A 14,593-nucleotide genomic window follows, 5' to 3' on the forward strand; every position below is an offset into this window, starting at 1 on the left:
GGCCACCGCCGGTGGCAGCTGGTTACCGTCCGGGCATGGAGCCACTCGGCCAGGACGAGGTCCGGGCCTCGTTCGTCAACTGCACCCGCGGCGAAGCCAAGGGCGTGACGCTGCCCGCCCGGCCCGAGGAGATCCCCTGGGCGCAGCGGGAGTTCCTCGGCTGGCGCGACCCGAAGGCACCCGCTCGCGCCTACCTGGTGCTGCCGTACGGCGGGGAGGTCGTCGGGCTGGCCCTGCGCGCGGCGCCGCCCCCGAAGACGCGCCTGCGCAGCAACATCTGCGGCTTCTGCACCACCACGCACGGCCTCGCCGACATCACGCTGTTCTCCGGCAAGCGCGCCGGGAAGGCCGGGCGCGACGGCAACACGCTGGGCATCTACGCCTGCGGCAACCTGGCGTGCAGCCAGTACGTCCGCGGTCAGCTCAAGTCCGACGTGCCCCAGCCGTTCGAGACCCTCACGCTCGAGGAGCGCATCGCGCGGCTGGAGGAGAAGCTGCACAAGTTCGTGGCGCGGGTGCTGGAGTCGCGTTAGAAGCGGTACCGGACGATGTGCGCCGTGCGGGCCAGCGCCGGGAAGACCTTGAGCATCCGCAGCTGGAACCGGGTGATCGGGCCCATCTTGGCCAGCACGTCCGGGGTCGCCCAGTGGCCGGCGTCCAATGCGGACTCGAGGGTGAGGCCGCAGCGTTCCAGCTCGCGCGGGTCGTCGACGCCCCAGTACAGCGTCGCGCCCGCCTTGCGCACCGGCGCGTTGAGCTTCTGGATCCTGATGGCCGTCCGGTTGAACAGGTCGCAGATCACCTCGCCGGAGGGGAACTTCGCGGCCAGCCGGCGGAACAGCTCGATGCCGGTCTCGGGCTTCAGGTACATCGTGAGGCCTTCGGCGACGATCAGCGCCGGCCGGTCCGACGGCACCTGGTCGAGCCACCCGAAGTCGGTGACCGACGAGCCGATGTGCGTGTGGTTCGGCGCCGGGGCGTAGAGCTTTTCGCGCAGCTCGACGACCTCGGGGTAGTCGATGTCGTACCAGTGGACCGTCTCCGGCGGGGCGAGGCGCTGGAACCGCGTGTCCATGCCGCAGCCGAGGTGCAGCACGATCGCGTCCGGGTGGGCGCGCAGGTACCCGGCGGCCCAGTCGTCGATCGGCTTCGCCCGCAGGACGACCGACACCGCGCGGTCCGGGGTGATGCCGATCTTCGTGAAGTCGTAGTCGATCCGGCGGACGGCGTCGTCGGCCGCCTGGTCGCCGAGGATCGGGTGGGCGCTGCGGTAGTCGAGCGCGCGGCCGTACAGCGTGGCCAGGTTGGTGGCTTTTTCTTCGGTGAAGTGGACCTTCTCCATCACGACCCCCAGAAGTTTCACAATGTTGTGAAAAGTCTAGCGCGTTTCGGGGTGGGCGGCGTAGTCGTGCGCGTAGGTCTTGGCGTCCACCAGGTGCTTGAGGGTCAGCTCGCGGGCGGCGGCCGGGTCGGACCGGCGGATGGCGTCGAGGATCGCGCGGTGGTCGGCGACGGCCTTGCGGATCTGCCCGGGCAGCCGCAGCGCCGCCCGCCGTTCCTCGCCGACCAGCGCGAGCACCGACCGCAGCAGCCCGGCGACGTCGTCGTTGCCCGCGTTCTGGGCGATCACCCGGTGGAACTCGGCGTCGGCGGCGATGACGTGCAGCATGTCCCCGTCTTCGGCGGCCCGCGCCATCTCGGCGACGTTGTCCTCGAGCCGGCTCACGGTCTTCGCGGTCGCGTGCCGGGCCAGCCGTTCGGCGAGGGTGGGCTCGACCGTCGCCCGCAGGTCGAAGAGCTTCTCGACGAGCTGGTCGTGCTCGGTGAACCACGTCCGCAGCGGCTGTTCCTGCTGTTCGCGGACGTAGGTGCCGGAGCCGGCGCGGATCTGGACGTACCCGATGGAGGCGAGGACGCGCAGGGCCTGGCGCAGCGATCCGCGGCTGATGCCGAGCTCCTCGCACAGGACGCGTTCGGCGGGCAGCCGGGAGCCGGGCGGCAGGTCACCGGAGTCGATCCGGGCCCGCAGCCGGTCGACGGTCGCGCTCCAGACCTGCTCGGTGTCCACGCCGCTCATCCTCTCAGCCGCGGGACCGGTCCCCGTGGCCCGGACGTAGCGTTGCGGCTCGCCGACCGAGGGGGATAGCGACATGACCACGCTGCGCCTTGCCGGGATCGGGGCACTCGGCCTCCTGCTCACCGCCTGCGGCAGCGCGGTGCCGCCGACCACGCCACCGACCACGACCGCGTCGCGGACCTCGGCAACGCCCACGCCCACTCCCACGACCGCGACGGCGCACTCCTTGTCGACCGTGCTCGGGGAGGCGGTGGTCACCAAGCTGGACGCGATCGGCAGCGTGCTGGCTTCCTGCGTGCCGGATCTGCCGCGCTGTTATCCCACGGTCGCCGTCCTGCGGTCGGGAATCGCCGAGGCGCAGGCCAGGATCAAGGCCGACCCGGACGCCCCGCGCTACGCGGACGCGCTCCGGACGCTCGACGAGACCGGGCGGCGGGCGGAAACCCTGCAGGGGTGCGAGGCGTGGTTCGCCGGCAACGGTGCCGTCCGCGGCCGGAAGAACGCCGGCTGCTCCGGCGCCTTCGACGAGGCCATGGCACTCCTCGGGCAGTTCCGGGCCATGTACTGAGCCGCGACCCGCGGAAACTGTCGGTGGTGGCTGCCATGATCACCGGCATGGACATCTTGACGGCGTGGGTCCGCGGCTGGGCGGTGTCGCGGGCGACGGCACCGCCGGTCGCCGAGCCCGACGGCTACCGCGTCGACGTCGGCCTGCCGGGGCACCGGGTGCGCTACCTGCTGCGCTCGGCGTCGGCGGTGCCCGCGCGGGCCCGCACGGCGGCGGCCCCGGGCACCTGGCTGAAGACGTGCGGCGCGCGTTCCGCCGTGCTGGCGGGCCTGACCGAGGTGTGGCGGGCGGGGGAGACGGAGTACCTGATGGCGTTCGAAGGGCCGCTGCCGCCGGCGGAGGTGCCACCGCCGTACTCGGTCGCGGTGTCCGGCGAGGGGCCGGTTTGGGAGGTGGCCGTGTCTTCCGGCGACGCTCCGGCGGCCCGCGGTCAGGTCGCGGTGGCCGGCGGAGTGGCCGTGTTCGACAAGATCGAGACCGAGCCGGAGCACCGCCGCCGCGGCCTGGGCCGGGTGGTGATGCACCGGCTCGCGGCGGCGGCCGGCACGCCGTCGAGCGTGCTGCTGGCGTCGGCGGCGGGGCGCGGGCTGTACACCTCGCTGGGCTGGCGTGTGGTGTCCGACGTCGTCCCGGCGCACGTCCCGGAAGCAGCGGCATGACAGCACGGTTCAAAGACCTCGCCCTGGACGCGAACGACCACCAGGCACTGGCGGACTGGTGGTGCCGCGCGCTCGGCTACGTCCGCCGCGACGCGCTGACGGGCGACACCCGCCCGGACGACTGGCCGGTCCCGATCGTCGACCCGGCGGGCGAGGGGCCGCTGATCTGGCTCAACCCGGTGCCGGAGCGGAAGACCGTGAAGAACCGGATGCACCTGGACGTCTTCGGCGACCGGGCCGAGCTGCTCGCACTGGGCGCGACCCTGATCCGCGCGCGAGGTGGTGATGTGGACTGGGACCAGCTGGCGGACCCCGAGGGCAACGAGTTCTGCGTCTTCACCCCACGATGACGGCCCGGCACTACAAGGTCAGCCCCGGATCCCTGGCCACGGTCGCGAGCTCTTCGGCGGTCATCGCCAACGGAGCGATGACCCCGACCGTGCCCCCCAAGCTGACCAGGACGTAGCTGCCGTCCGCCCGGTAGTCGGTCACCGTGATGCCGCGCTGCAGCGTGCCCTCCCGGTCGAACGTGTCCGCCTCCGACGTCATCAGGATCCCGCCGGCGCCGACGGCGGCGTAGCGGCAGGTCGTCGAGGGGCTGATCTGCACCTTCAGCTCCGCGCACAGCTGCTGGGGCTGGAACCGCTGCACCGGGTTGGTCGGCACGAACACCTCCACCGTGAGGGAGTAGGCGGTGGCTTCCGGCCCGCCGCGCTCGGTGATGCTCACCCCGCGCTGGCTGGTCGGCATGATGCCGCCGAAGTGGGCGGACGTGAGTGAATCGCGCCGGATCGGTTCGCCCGGCGGCCGCATCTTCCGCAGGAGCGCTTCGAGGTGCTCCGCGATGCGGGGGGCCCGGGCGCTGATCCGCGCGTCGGTCGGCTGGGCGATCTCGCCGGTGCCCGGCGGCCACCACCGTTCCCCGGCGGAGGGGGCAGGCCGGGGCGGTGCCGCCGGCCGGGGCGGGACGTCCGCCGCGGGCCTGGTGACCGGGATGGCGACGGCGGCCGCGGCGGCCACGACGACACCCGCGCAGGCCAGCAGGACGGCCCGACGGCGGTGCCGCCGCCGGGCGACCCGGGTGACGACCTCGTCGGGGTCGAAGCCCAGCGGCGGTTCGGCGCGCACGGCCGCGGTGAACTCGCGGGCCAGCATCTGCTCGTCCATCACAGCTCGCTTTCTGCCAGTGAATCCGGGAAGGCGCCGCGGAGGGTCCGCAGCGCCCGGGTGGCCTGACTCCGGACCGTGGCCTCGGAACACCGCAGTTCCCGTGCGGTTTCGGCGACCGGCAGCTCGCAGAAGTACCGCAGCACCAGCACCGCCCGCTGCCGGGGCGCGAGCGTCGCCAGCGCCGTGGCGAGCTCGGCGCGCAGGCCCGCGTGCTGCTGGAGCACGGCCGGGTCCGCGGCCGCGTCCGCGACCTCCGGCAGCGCGTCGGTGTGGCGTTCGGACCGCCGCCACGGCCGCCGCCGTTCGTCGAGCCAGCAGCGGGTCAGCGTCTGCCGCGCGTAGCTCACCGGCCGGTCGGTGCCGCGGATCCTCGGCCAGGCTCCGTACAGCTTGTGAAGCGTGGCCTGGACGAGGTCTTCGGCCAGGTGCCAGTCGCCGCACAGCAGGTAGCCGTAGCGACGCAGCGGCACGGCGTTGTCCCTGGCGAACTCGCGAAACCGATCCTCGTCGGCTGCCCGCATGGGGCCTCCTTCATGTCAGGTACGGCTTCTTACGCGGTGGGCGACCGAAACGCTGCACCGTCGTGAGTGTCTGACCTGACACATCTGCCGCGCGGGAGCGGCCCACGATGCTTAGGCTCCGCACGTGAATGCTTCATGACGTGGTGGCACGCGCTGATCGTCGTGGTCGCCGGGATCTGGGCGGGGACCATCAACGCCGTCGTCGGGTCGGGGACGCTCGTGACCTTCCCCGTGCTCGTCGCGCTCGGCTACCCGCCGGTGACGGCGACGACGTCCAACGCCATCGGCCTGGCCCCCGGCACGCTCAGCGGCGCTTGGGGGTACCGGCACGAGCTGAAGGGCTACTGGCCGCAGACGGCCAAGTTCGCCGTCGCGTCCTTCCTCGGTGCCATCGGCGGCACCATCCTGCTGCTCTCGCTGCCGAAGGACGCCTTCGAAGCCGTCGTCCCCGTGCTGGTCGGACTGGCCGTGGTCCTCGTGATCATCCAGCCGAAGGTGTCGAAGTGGGTCGCCGAGCGGCGCGAGCAGAACGGGACCGAGCACAAACCCGGTCCGCTGCTGATGTTCTTCATCTTCCTCATCGGCATCTACGGCGGGTACTTCACCGCCGCGCAGGGCGTGATGCTGATGGCCGTGATGGGCATGCTGCTGTCGGAGCCGCTGCAGAAGCTCAACGGCGTCAAGAACGTCCTCGCCGCCGTCGTCAACCTCGTCGCCGGGGTCATCTACGCGTTCGTCGCGCCGGTCAGCTGGGCCGTGGTGCTGTGGCTCGCCGTCGGCAGCACCGCCGGCGGCTTCCTCGGCGCGAAGATCGGCCGGAAGCTGTCGCCGGCGGTGCTGCGCGGCGTGATCGTGGTGATCGGCGTCGCCGCCGTCATCCAGCTGGTGGTCAAGCAGTTCGCGAGCTGAATTCGCGGGCCGCGGCGAGGAACAGGTCGTTCTCCTCGCGGGTCCCGATGGTCACGCGGACGCCGTCGCCGGCGAACGGGCGCACCACCAGCTTGCGGTCCAGCGCGTGCTCGGCGAACGGGACGGCCTGGTCACCCAGCGGCAGCCAGACGAAGTTCGCCTGCGTTTCCGGCACCTGGTACCCCGCCGCCAGCAACGCTTCGCGCACCCGCCCGCGCTCGACGACGATGTCCTGGCAGCGGGCCAGCAGCTCGTCGGCCGCGTCGAGCGACGCCAGCGCGGCCACCTGGGCCAGCATGTTCACCGAGAAAGCCACGTACACCTGGCGAAGCGCGTCCGCGATCGGCTCGGGCGCCACGGCGTAACCCACGCGAAGACCCGCGAGGCCGTACGCCTTCGAGAACGTGCGCAGCACCATGACGTTGGACCGGCTGCGGGTGTACTCGACGCCGTCGGGCACCTCGGGGTCGGTGACGAACTCCTTGTACGCCTCGTCCAGCACGACCAGCACGTGCTCCGGGACGGCCTCGAGGAACCGCTCCAGCTCGGCGCGGCGCACCGCCGTCCCGGTGGGGTTGTTCGGGTTGCAGACGAAGACCACGCGCGTCCGGTCGGTGATCGCCGCGAGCATCGCGTCGAGGTCGAGCTCCTGGCCCTCGGTGATCGGGACCTTCACCGACACGGCGTTCGCGACCTGCGTGACGATCGGGTACGCCTCGAAGGAGCGCCAGCCGAAGATGACCTCGTCGCCGGGCGAGCACACCGCCTGGATCGTCTGCTGGCACAGCGAAACCGAGCCGCAGCCGATCGCGACGCGCTCCACCGGCACGTCCAGCTCGCGCGCCAGCCGCTCGCGCAGCGCCTGCGAGCCGGTGTCCGGGTAGCGGTTGACCCCGGCCGCGGCGTCGGCGATCGCCTGCGCGACGCTCGGCAGGGCGCCGCCGGGCACCTCGTTGCTCGCCAGCTTGATCGCGCCTTCGATCGTCCGGCCGGGGACGTATTTCGGCAACGATTCGAGATCGGCACGCGGGGACACGGACGGCATCTTCGGCGCTCCTGGAAGTCGACGGGACGACCCGCTCACCGTATCTTTTCCGCCCGGCGCCCCGCGACTCCCTTCAAGCGGTAGCCGGAGCAGTGACCTGCGACACTGAGTGCCTTCCGTTCACCTCGAAGTGATTGGGTGACGCAATGACGTCGACCAGCACCGTGGACTACCAGCGCACCGACGGCCGCACCCTCCGCCTGACCTTTTCGGAACCCGAAGGCGCGCTACGCGGCGGCTTGGTGGTGCTGCACGAGGCCGACGGCGTCACCGACGGCGTGAAACTGCTGCTCGCCGGCCTGGCCACGGAAGGCTGGCTGACCGTCACCCCGCACCTGGAGAACGACGAGCTCACGCAGCAGGACCTGCTCGACGCGACCGACCTGACACTGGCCTGGCTGGTCGAGCGGGGTGTCCAGGCCGACCTGCTCGGCGTGATGGGCTTCGACCTCGGCGGCACCGCGGCGCTCGTCGTCGCGTCGCACCGCAGGCTGGGTGCCGCGGTCAGCGTCGGCGGGCAGCGGGCCGCCGAGCTGCCCGCGCTGGTCGAGATCGCCGGGCGGCTCACCAGCCCGTGGCTCGGCATGTACGGCGACGCCGGCGACGAGGCGGGCGGCGCCGACGTCGAGCGCCTGCGCGACGCCGCCGCGTCGGCCCGGGTCGCCACGAACGTCGTGCACTACCCGGGCGCGAACCACCGCTTCGACGCCGACCCGGGCGCGGCCGCGGAGGCCTGGCAGCGCACGCTCGACTGGTTCGACGCGCACCTCCGGTAGGTGTGGGCGGTCACCACCGCCAACCGCCTTTCCGTGTCGGTTGCGACCACGGTGACTTCCCGATCGGAAGGATTAGGCTCGGGGCGTGACGCACACCGCCGACGCCCCCGAAGTGCTCTGGCGCCCCGAGCCGGGCCACGTTGCCGACACCAAGATCGATGCCTTCCGCCGGTGGCTGCGCGCCGAGCGCGGCGTCGAGGTGGACGACTACCGCTCGCTGCACGAGTTCTCCGTCGAGCGCGGCCCGGACTTCTGGGCGGCGGTCGCGGACTTCCTCGGCGTCCGCTGGCACGACCAGCCCGGCGAAGTGCTCTCGGGCGAGATGCCCGACGCCGTCTGGTTCGAGGGCGGCACCCTGAACTACGCCGAGCACGCGCTCACCCCCGGCGTCGCGGGCGCGGCGAAGGCCGACGACGAGACGGCCGTGATCTTCCACCGCGAAGACGGCTTCGCGAGCCATCTGACGTACGGCCGGCTTCGCGCGCAGGTCGCCGCGGCCCGGGCCGCGTTCCTCGAACTGGGCGTCGGCAAGGGCGACCGGGTCGTCGCGCTGGCGCCGAACTGCCCGCAGACGCTGGTCGCGTTCCTCGCCGCGGCGAGCATCGGGGCGATCTGGTCGTCGTGCTCGCCGGACTTCGGCGTCCGCGCGGTCGCGGACCGGTTCGTCCAGATCGAGCCGAAGGTGCTCTTCGCGGTCAACGCCTACGCGTACAACGGCCGCCAGTTCGACATCCGGACGACGATCGCCGACCTCCAGGCGCAGCTGCCGTCGCTCGCCGCGACCGTGCTCGTCGAGTACGTCGGCGAAGGCCGGATGGACGGCACCCTCGACTGGGACGAACTGCTGGCGAAGCACGAAGGCGCGCCGCTGCTGTTCGAGCCGGTCGAGTTCGCGCACCCGCTGTGGGTGCTCTATTCGTCGGGCACCACCGGCCTGCCCAAGGGCATCGTGCACGGCCACGGCGGCATCACGCTCGAACACCTCAAGGCCCTCGCCCTGCAGACCGACCTCGGGCCCGGCGACCGGTTCTTCTGGTTCAGCACCACCGGCTGGATGATGTGGAACTTCCTCATCTCCGGCCTGCTGGTCGGCACCACGATCGTGCTCTACGACGGCAGCCCGGGCTTCCCGGACCTCAACGCGCTGTGGCACCTGGCCGAGCAGCACCGCGTCACCTACTTCGGCACGTCGGCGCCGTTCATCCAGAGCTGCCTCAAGGCCGGGATCAAGCCCGCCGAGCGCTACGACCTCACCGGGTTGCGCGCGCTGGGCTCCACCGGCGCGCCGCTGAGCGTCGAGGGCTTCCGGTGGATCGTGAACGAGATCGGGAAGAACGTCCAGATCTGCTCGGTCTCCGGCGGCACCGACCTGTGCGCGGCGTTCGTCGCGTCCGCGCCGGACGTGCCGGTCTGGCTGGGGGAGCTGTCCTGCCCGGCGCTCGGGGCCGCGGTGAACGCCTTCGACGAGGCCGGCAACGCGGTCGTCGAGGAGGTCGGCGAGCTGGTCATCACGAAGCCGATGCCGTCGATGCCGGTGTTCTTCTGGAACGACCCCGACGGCTCGCGGCTGCGGGAGGCGTACTTCGAGATGTACCCCGGGCTGTGGCGCCACGGCGACTGGATCCGCGTCACGAACCGCGGCTCGGCGGTGATCTACGGCCGCAGCGACTCGACGCTCAACCGCGGCGGCGTCCGGATGGGCACGGCGGAGTTCTACCGGGTCGTCGAGGGCTACGACGAAATCGCGGACTCGCTGGTCGTGGACACGTCGGCGGCCGGGAACGAGGACGGCCAGCTGATTTGTTTCGTGGTGCTCGCCGGCGGTGTCGCGCTCGAAGACGTCGAACCGCGCCTGCGCAAGGAGCTTCGTAGCGCGCTGTCACCACGGCATGTACCCGATCGGTTCGTCGTGGTTTCCGAGATTCCTCGTACCTTGAACGGTAAGAAGTGTGAGGTACCGGTGAAGAAGATCCTCGCCGGTGTGGCTCCCGACCGGGCCGTCAGCCGCGACGCGCTGGCCAACCCGGCGGCGTTGGCGCCGTTCGTGGAGCTCGCCGGGGGGTAGACGGGGGAAGCATGATCATCCACGGTGGGTTGTACGGGTGGTGACGGGGACACGCACGCAGATCACCTGGAAGGTGGCCGGTGCCACCACCGTGGGGGTGATCACCTGGGTGACCCGCCTCGCCGGGCTGCTGACGCTGGGGTCGATCCTGATCCCGGCCGGGCGGCGCAGCCTGCGCGGGCACCTGGCCGAATGGCTGGAGCTGCCGCAGGAGGCCACGGTCGCCGCCGCGACCGTGGCGCTGGTCATGGGCGTGCTGCTGGTGCTGCTGGCCGCGGGCCTGCGCCGCCGCAAGCGCCGGGCCTGGCAGCTGGCGGTGGGGGCGACGGTGCTGCTCACGGTGTCGCACCTCGGGCTCAAGCACGTCTTCGCCGCGGGCCTGGTGTCGGTGCTGCTGCTGGTGGGCCTGATCGCCAACCGGCGCTACTTCGTCGCGAAGCCGGACCCGGTGGTCGGGCGCTGGCGGGCGGTGCGCGTGTTCGCCCAGCTGGCGCTGGCCGGGTTCGTGATCAACGTCATCCTCCTGTCGGTGGTCCCGCGGGCGGCACTGGAGCCGCTGGGCTTCGGCGGCAGGCTCACGGAGTCCGCGCTCGCGCTGGTCGGGGTGAGCGGGCCTGCGGTGTTCCACCAGATGTGGCTGGAGGACCTGGTGGCCGCCGTCGGCCTGCTGTTCGGCCTGGCCGCGGTGCTGGTGTCGGCGTACTTCCTGCTGCGCTCGGCCGAACCGGCGCCGCGGCTGACCGACGAGGAGGTCGACCGCCTGCGCCGGCTGCTCGACGAACACGGCGACCGTGACTCGCTGGGGTACTTCGCGCTGCGGCGGGACAAGTTCGCGGTGTTCTCGAAGACGGGCAAGGCCGCCGTGACGTACCGCGTGATCGCCGGGGTCGCGCTCTGCTCGGCCGACCCGCTGGGCGACCACGAGGCCTGGCCCGGCGCGATCGAGGAGTACCTGGAGGTCTGCCGCCGCGGCGGCTGGGTCCCGGCGGCGATGGGTGTCTCCGAGCTGGGCGCGACGGTCTGGGCCCGGTTCGGCCTGGAGGTGCTGGAGATCGGCGACGAAGCCGTCGTCGACGCGGCCGGCTTCACCCTGGACGGCCGGATCATGCGCGGCGTCCGCCAGGCCGCGGCCCGCACGAAGCGCGCGGGCTACAAGGTGCTGGTGCGCCGCACCGAGGACCTGCGCCCCGGCGAACTGGCCGAGCTGGAGGTCCTGGCGGCCACCTGGCGCGGCACGGACACCGAGCGCGGCTTCTCGATGGCGCTGGGCCGCATGGGCGACCCCCGGTCGGTCCTGGTGACGGCCGAGCAGGGCGGCCGCGTCCGCGGGGTGCTGCAGTTCGTGCCGTGGGGTGCGAAGGGCCTGTCGCTGGACGTGATGCGCCGCGACCGCACGGCCGACAACGGCGTCAACGAGCTGATGATCTCGGAGTTGCTGCTCGCGGCCCGCCGCCACGGCGTCGAGCGGGTGTCGTTGAACTTCGCGGCGTTCCGCGCCCTGATGGAACAGGGCCAGCGCATCGGCGCGGGACCGGTCGCCCGCATGTCGGCGAAGGTGCTGCACTTCTTCTCGCGCTGGATCCAGATCGAGACGCTGTACCGCTTCAACGCGAAGTTCCAGCCGCGCTGGGTGCCCAGGTACCTGGTGTACCCGGGCGTGCGCGAACTCCCGCGCGTCGGCATCGCGACGTTCGAAGCCGAAGGACTCGGCGGCCGCTCTCCGCGCCTGCTCAGGCTGCTGCAGCGGGCATAAGGGGGGCCGCGTTCGGGGGTGATCGAGGGGTGTGTAACCTATCTGAGCAGTGGTCGTTGGGCCCAGGAGGCTTCGCCTAGTCTGGTCTATGGCGCCGCACTGCTAATGCGGTTGGGGGTAACCCCCCCTCCCGGGTTCAAATCCCGGAGCCTCCGCTGGTACCCGGTTCGCCGGGTGCTAGGTTACAACTGAACACGCGCCCGTAGCTCAGCTGGATAGAGCATCTGACTACGGATCAGAAGGTCAGGGGTTCGAATCCCTTCGGGCGCACGTCTGGTTGAGACAGCAGTACGCAGGTCCGGTTCCTCTTTCGAGAGGCACCGGACCTGTTTGCGTTGGACCGCATCCCCGCTGAAACAACAGCCGTCATTCGCCGCCGATGCTGACGAAGCCGGCTGCGGCGGCGAGGTCGGCCAGGCTTCGGTCCCGCATCTCCTGCTGGGCCTCGGCCAGCGCCACCGGTGCCGGCCGGCCGGCGGCGATTCCGCGGTGCAGGGCGATCATCAGCGGTGCGGTCTCCGCGTCCGGAATCGGCACCACCGAAGCGATCAGCTGGGCGGCGCTCCGGCCCATGAACGTCGTGCTCAGCCCCAGCAGCTCGTCACCGGTCCGCACCACCGAACGGCCGCCGTCGCAGCACGCGAGGATCACTGTGTGCGGTACCCGGGGGAGCCGTTCGAGGTCGTACGCGATCAGGGGGCCGTCGGCCAGCCGCAACGAGGAAAACAACGGGTTGTCGGTGACCAGGCTGCCGTGCGTCGCCAGGTGCGCCACCTCTGCGCCGGCCAGCGCGGCGAGGACCCCGTCGACCGTTGCGGTGCCGTCCACCATGGGCGCGCAGCCGTGGATGGCGGCCACCGCGAGCGCTTCGTCCCTGGCGCCGGGCAGGCCGGGGCCGGCCGCCACCACGACCGTCCTTCCAGGACGGACCGGCGCGCCGGACACAGCGCACCACAAGGTCGCCGACGGCGAGACTGTCACCGGACGGCCGAGACACGAGGGCAGCACCGACCACGGCATGCTGTGCAGGACACCGGTCGGCACGAGCACCAGCGGCCGGTCGCCCAGCTCGGGAAGTTGCCCGAGCAGCAGGTCGTCGAGCCGCCGGGCCGCGTCGGCGAGCAGCGCGGCTGCCGCCGGCTGGGCCGGCCCCTTCCTCGGCAGCCGGTGCAGCGCGAACAGCAGTCGTTCGATCAAGCCGTCGATCGGCGACACCGGCCCCAGTGGACGCCACCGCAGCCGTCGGTCGACCAGCGTGAGCGCGTGCATGATTCCGTCCCACTGCACGAACTCCACGAGTGACCGGTCGCCCAGGGCCGCACCGAGCTGGTGCGGCCGGACCGGCTCGACCGGCGGTCCGCCGGACTGGGGCGGGTGCAGCCGGCAGTGGTCCCGGATCTGCCGCTCGAGGGTCAGCTGGCGGTGCGCCGGGCTCGGCCGGCCCAGGCTGATCTCCGCCGCCACGGACCGGAGCTGCGCGAGCAGCCCGGCCAGCACGGGATCCTCCGCGGGCAGCACCGGCCGGTGCAGCAGCCTGCTGGCCCGGCCCCGCTCGGCCCACTCCAGCACGCCGGCGGGCCGGCCGTCGCGGAGCGCGGTCCGCAGTCCCAGCTCGGTGAGCTCGACCCGGTGGGCCGCGGAGTGCACCCGCAGATCGGTCGCCCCCAACGCCGTCGCGTGCTCGTCGAGCACCCGCAGACCCGCTCGTGCCGCCCCCGCGGCACCGCGCGGGTCGCCGTTCTCCTCGCGCAGCCTCGCCTCGGCGAACCAGCCGCGCGCCCGGATCGCCGCCGGGCCGCGGCTGCGGGCCAGGGCCGCCTGACGCAGCTGCTCGCCGCCCTGACCGCGCCGGCCGCGGAGGAACGACACCTGGGCGGCCACCACCCGCCCCTCGACTTCGGCCGCGGGCCAGCCGCTGCCGGCCAGGGTGCCGACCATGGTCGCCACGAGCGCGAGACTGATGCGCTCTCCCTGTCCCAAGGCGATTTTGGCGCGATACCGGGCGAGCCGCGCCAGCGCCGTCCATTCCGCACGTTGCTGGCGGCTGAAGCCGCGCAGGGCGAGGTCGGCCTGCCGGAGCGAACGCTGCCAGTCGCCGTCCAGGAACGCGATCTGCGCCAGGAGCAGCCGCAGCTCCGGGATCTTGAGCCGGCGTTGTTCCTCCTGGCAGGCGCCGATGGCGCGTTCGGCGAACTCGCGTGCCTCCGAGGTCAGTCCCACCGACAACAGCAGCTCGCCGTGGTCCTGCAGCACCGCGGCGAGCTGGCCGCCGTGCTCGGCGATGGTCTGCTCGGCCCTGGCCAGGTGGTCCAGCGCGGCCGGCACGTGGCCACGCAGTGCGGCGACGAAACCGAGGTTCTGCTCGACGATCCCGACGGCCAGGCCGCGTCCCAGTGCGCTCGACACCTGCCCCGATTCGCGGAGATCACGGACCGCGGCCGCGAAGTCGTGCAGCCAGCCGTGCACGATCCCGCGATTGACCAGCGCGCGGGCGAGACCGACCCGGTCATCGATCCGGCGCAGGTACGGCACCGCGCAGTCGAGGTCGGCCAGCGCCTCGTCGAGCCGGCCGATCTCCACCAGAATCGCGCCTCGTTGCGCCCGTATCCGCGGCAGCGCGTCACCCCGAACGCTGTTCAGGGCAATATCGATCTCGGCGAGAGCCGGTTTCGGCCTGCCCCGCAGAATCAACGCGTAGGCCAGCCTGATGCGCGCTTCGCTGACCAGTTCGTCCGAATCGGCGGCCAATCCGTGGTCGACGGCTTTGCGCAGATGCCGGATGGCTGTGTCCAGTTCACCGCATTGGACGAGTGAATGGCCCCACGCTCGTTCGGCTATCGACGCTGCCGCGCTGTCGCCGTCCCGTTCGGCCCGGCGGACTGCCTCGGAAGCCGCGCTCACCGCGGTGCTCGGGTTCAGATCCGCCAGCCGCGCGGCATTCTCGGCGATATCGAGCACAACAGTCACGTATCAACCTCGCCGTCCGCGGCTCCAGAGAGGTGCAGTGGTGTGATTGTACCCAGGGAAAGGGGAGATCGATGAGTGGTGAA

At 71.9% G+C, this 14,593-nt stretch carries 14 protein-coding genes and 2 tRNA genes; 10 read left to right on the forward strand and 6 right to left on the reverse strand.

Annotation, left to right across the window (positions count from 1 at the left end; all coding sequences use genetic code 11):
• Positions 1–35 precede the first annotated feature (35 nt).
• On the forward strand, positions 36–533 hold the full coding sequence (locus tag BLW76_RS08925; protein WP_091305356.1) for an FBP domain-containing protein: 498 nt from the start codon (positions 36–38) through the stop codon (positions 531–533).
• Here the strand turns inward: BLW76_RS08925 and BLW76_RS08930 are convergent.
• Both BLW76_RS08930 and BLW76_RS08935 read right to left on the reverse strand, forming a co-directional pair.
• Positions 530–1,342, reverse strand: coding sequence for a class I SAM-dependent methyltransferase (locus tag BLW76_RS08930; protein WP_167384563.1), 813 nt, complete (start codon positions 1,340–1,342; stop codon positions 530–532). The genes BLW76_RS08925 and BLW76_RS08930 overlap by 4 nt on opposite strands.
• Before the next feature lie 36 nt (positions 1,343–1,378).
• On the reverse strand, positions 1,379–2,068 hold the full coding sequence (locus BLW76_RS08935; protein WP_091305357.1) for a FadR/GntR family transcriptional regulator: 690 nt from the start codon (positions 2,066–2,068) through the stop codon (positions 1,379–1,381).
• An 82-nt stretch (positions 2,069–2,150) separates the two neighbouring features.
• Between BLW76_RS08935 and BLW76_RS08940 the strand changes: the two genes are divergently transcribed.
• From BLW76_RS08940 to BLW76_RS08950, 3 genes are read left to right on the forward strand one after another with little or no spacing between them, the layout of a single operon-like run.
• Positions 2,151–2,645, forward strand: a complete 495-nt coding sequence (locus tag BLW76_RS08940) for a hypothetical protein (RefSeq protein ID WP_091305358.1) — start codon at positions 2,151–2,153, stop codon at positions 2,643–2,645.
• A 35-nt stretch (positions 2,646–2,680) separates the two neighbouring features.
• Positions 2,681–3,304 (forward strand): GNAT family N-acetyltransferase, encoded by a 624-nt coding sequence (locus BLW76_RS08945; RefSeq protein ID WP_091305359.1) that lies wholly within the window; start codon positions 2,681–2,683, stop codon positions 3,302–3,304.
• A complete protein-coding gene (locus tag BLW76_RS08950) occupies positions 3,301–3,654 on the forward strand; it encodes a VOC family protein (protein ID WP_091305360.1) in 354 nt (117 codons plus the stop codon). Before BLW76_RS08945 ends, BLW76_RS08950 begins: the two co-directional genes overlap by 4 nt.
• Before the next feature lie 10 nt (positions 3,655–3,664).
• Here the strand turns inward: BLW76_RS08950 and BLW76_RS08955 are convergent, their stop codons facing one another.
• Positions 3,665–4,471 (reverse strand): hypothetical protein, encoded by an 807-nt coding sequence (locus BLW76_RS08955; protein WP_091305361.1) that lies wholly within the window; start codon positions 4,469–4,471, stop codon positions 3,665–3,667.
• A complete protein-coding gene (locus tag BLW76_RS08960; RefSeq protein ID WP_091305362.1) occupies positions 4,471–4,995 on the reverse strand; it encodes an RNA polymerase sigma factor in 525 nt (174 codons plus the stop codon). Before BLW76_RS08960 ends, BLW76_RS08955 begins: the two co-directional genes overlap by 1 nt.
• A 135-nt stretch (positions 4,996–5,130) precedes the next feature.
• On the opposite strand from BLW76_RS08960, the gene BLW76_RS08965 reads away from it, so the two are divergent.
• Positions 5,131–5,904 carry a sulfite exporter TauE/SafE family protein gene (locus BLW76_RS08965; protein WP_091305363.1) on the forward strand — a complete coding sequence of 258 codons (774 nt, stop codon included), beginning with the start codon at positions 5,131–5,133 and terminating at the stop codon, positions 5,902–5,904.
• Here the strand turns inward: BLW76_RS08965 and hisC are convergent.
• The gene (hisC, locus tag BLW76_RS08970; protein ID WP_091305364.1) at positions 5,885–6,949 is read right to left on the reverse strand and encodes a histidinol-phosphate transaminase; all 1,065 of its coding nucleotides are present in this window, start codon (positions 6,947–6,949) and stop codon (positions 5,885–5,887) included. The genes BLW76_RS08965 and hisC overlap by 20 nt on opposite strands.
• A 146-nt stretch (positions 6,950–7,095) precedes the next feature.
• Between hisC and BLW76_RS08975 the strand changes: the two genes are divergently transcribed.
• The 5 genes from BLW76_RS08975 to BLW76_RS08995 all read left to right on the forward strand — a co-directional run bounded on the left by BLW76_RS08975 (position 7,096) and on the right by BLW76_RS08995 (position 11,813).
• On the forward strand, positions 7,096–7,725 hold the full coding sequence (locus BLW76_RS08975; protein ID WP_091305365.1) for a dienelactone hydrolase family protein: 630 nt from the start codon (positions 7,096–7,098) through the stop codon (positions 7,723–7,725).
• 85 nt (positions 7,726–7,810) lie between these two features.
• On the forward strand, positions 7,811–9,790 hold the full coding sequence (locus BLW76_RS08980) for an acetoacetate--CoA ligase (protein ID WP_091305367.1): 1,980 nt from the start codon (positions 7,811–7,813) through the stop codon (positions 9,788–9,790).
• Between the two features lie 37 nt (positions 9,791–9,827).
• Positions 9,828–11,543, forward strand: a complete 1,716-nt coding sequence (locus BLW76_RS08985; protein ID WP_091305368.1) for a phosphatidylglycerol lysyltransferase domain-containing protein — start codon at positions 9,828–9,830, stop codon at positions 11,541–11,543.
• A 65-nt stretch (positions 11,544–11,608) separates the two neighbouring features.
• Positions 11,609–11,698: transfer RNA gene (locus BLW76_RS08990), tRNA-Ser, on the forward strand.
• Positions 11,699–11,739: 41 nt separating this feature from the next.
• Positions 11,740–11,813 (forward strand) — tRNA-Arg (locus BLW76_RS08995).
• 96 nt (positions 11,814–11,909) lie between these two features.
• Here BLW76_RS08995 and BLW76_RS09000 read toward each other — a convergent pair.
• The gene (locus tag BLW76_RS09000) at positions 11,910–14,510 is read right to left on the reverse strand and encodes a CHAT domain-containing protein (protein ID WP_143060555.1); all 2,601 of its coding nucleotides are present in this window, start codon (positions 14,508–14,510) and stop codon (positions 11,910–11,912) included.
• Between the last annotated feature and the right edge of the window lie 83 nt (positions 14,511–14,593).

The sequence above is a fragment of the Amycolatopsis tolypomycina genome (assembly GCF_900105945.1).
GTDB lineage: Bacteria > Actinomycetota > Actinomycetes > Mycobacteriales > Pseudonocardiaceae > Amycolatopsis > Amycolatopsis tolypomycina.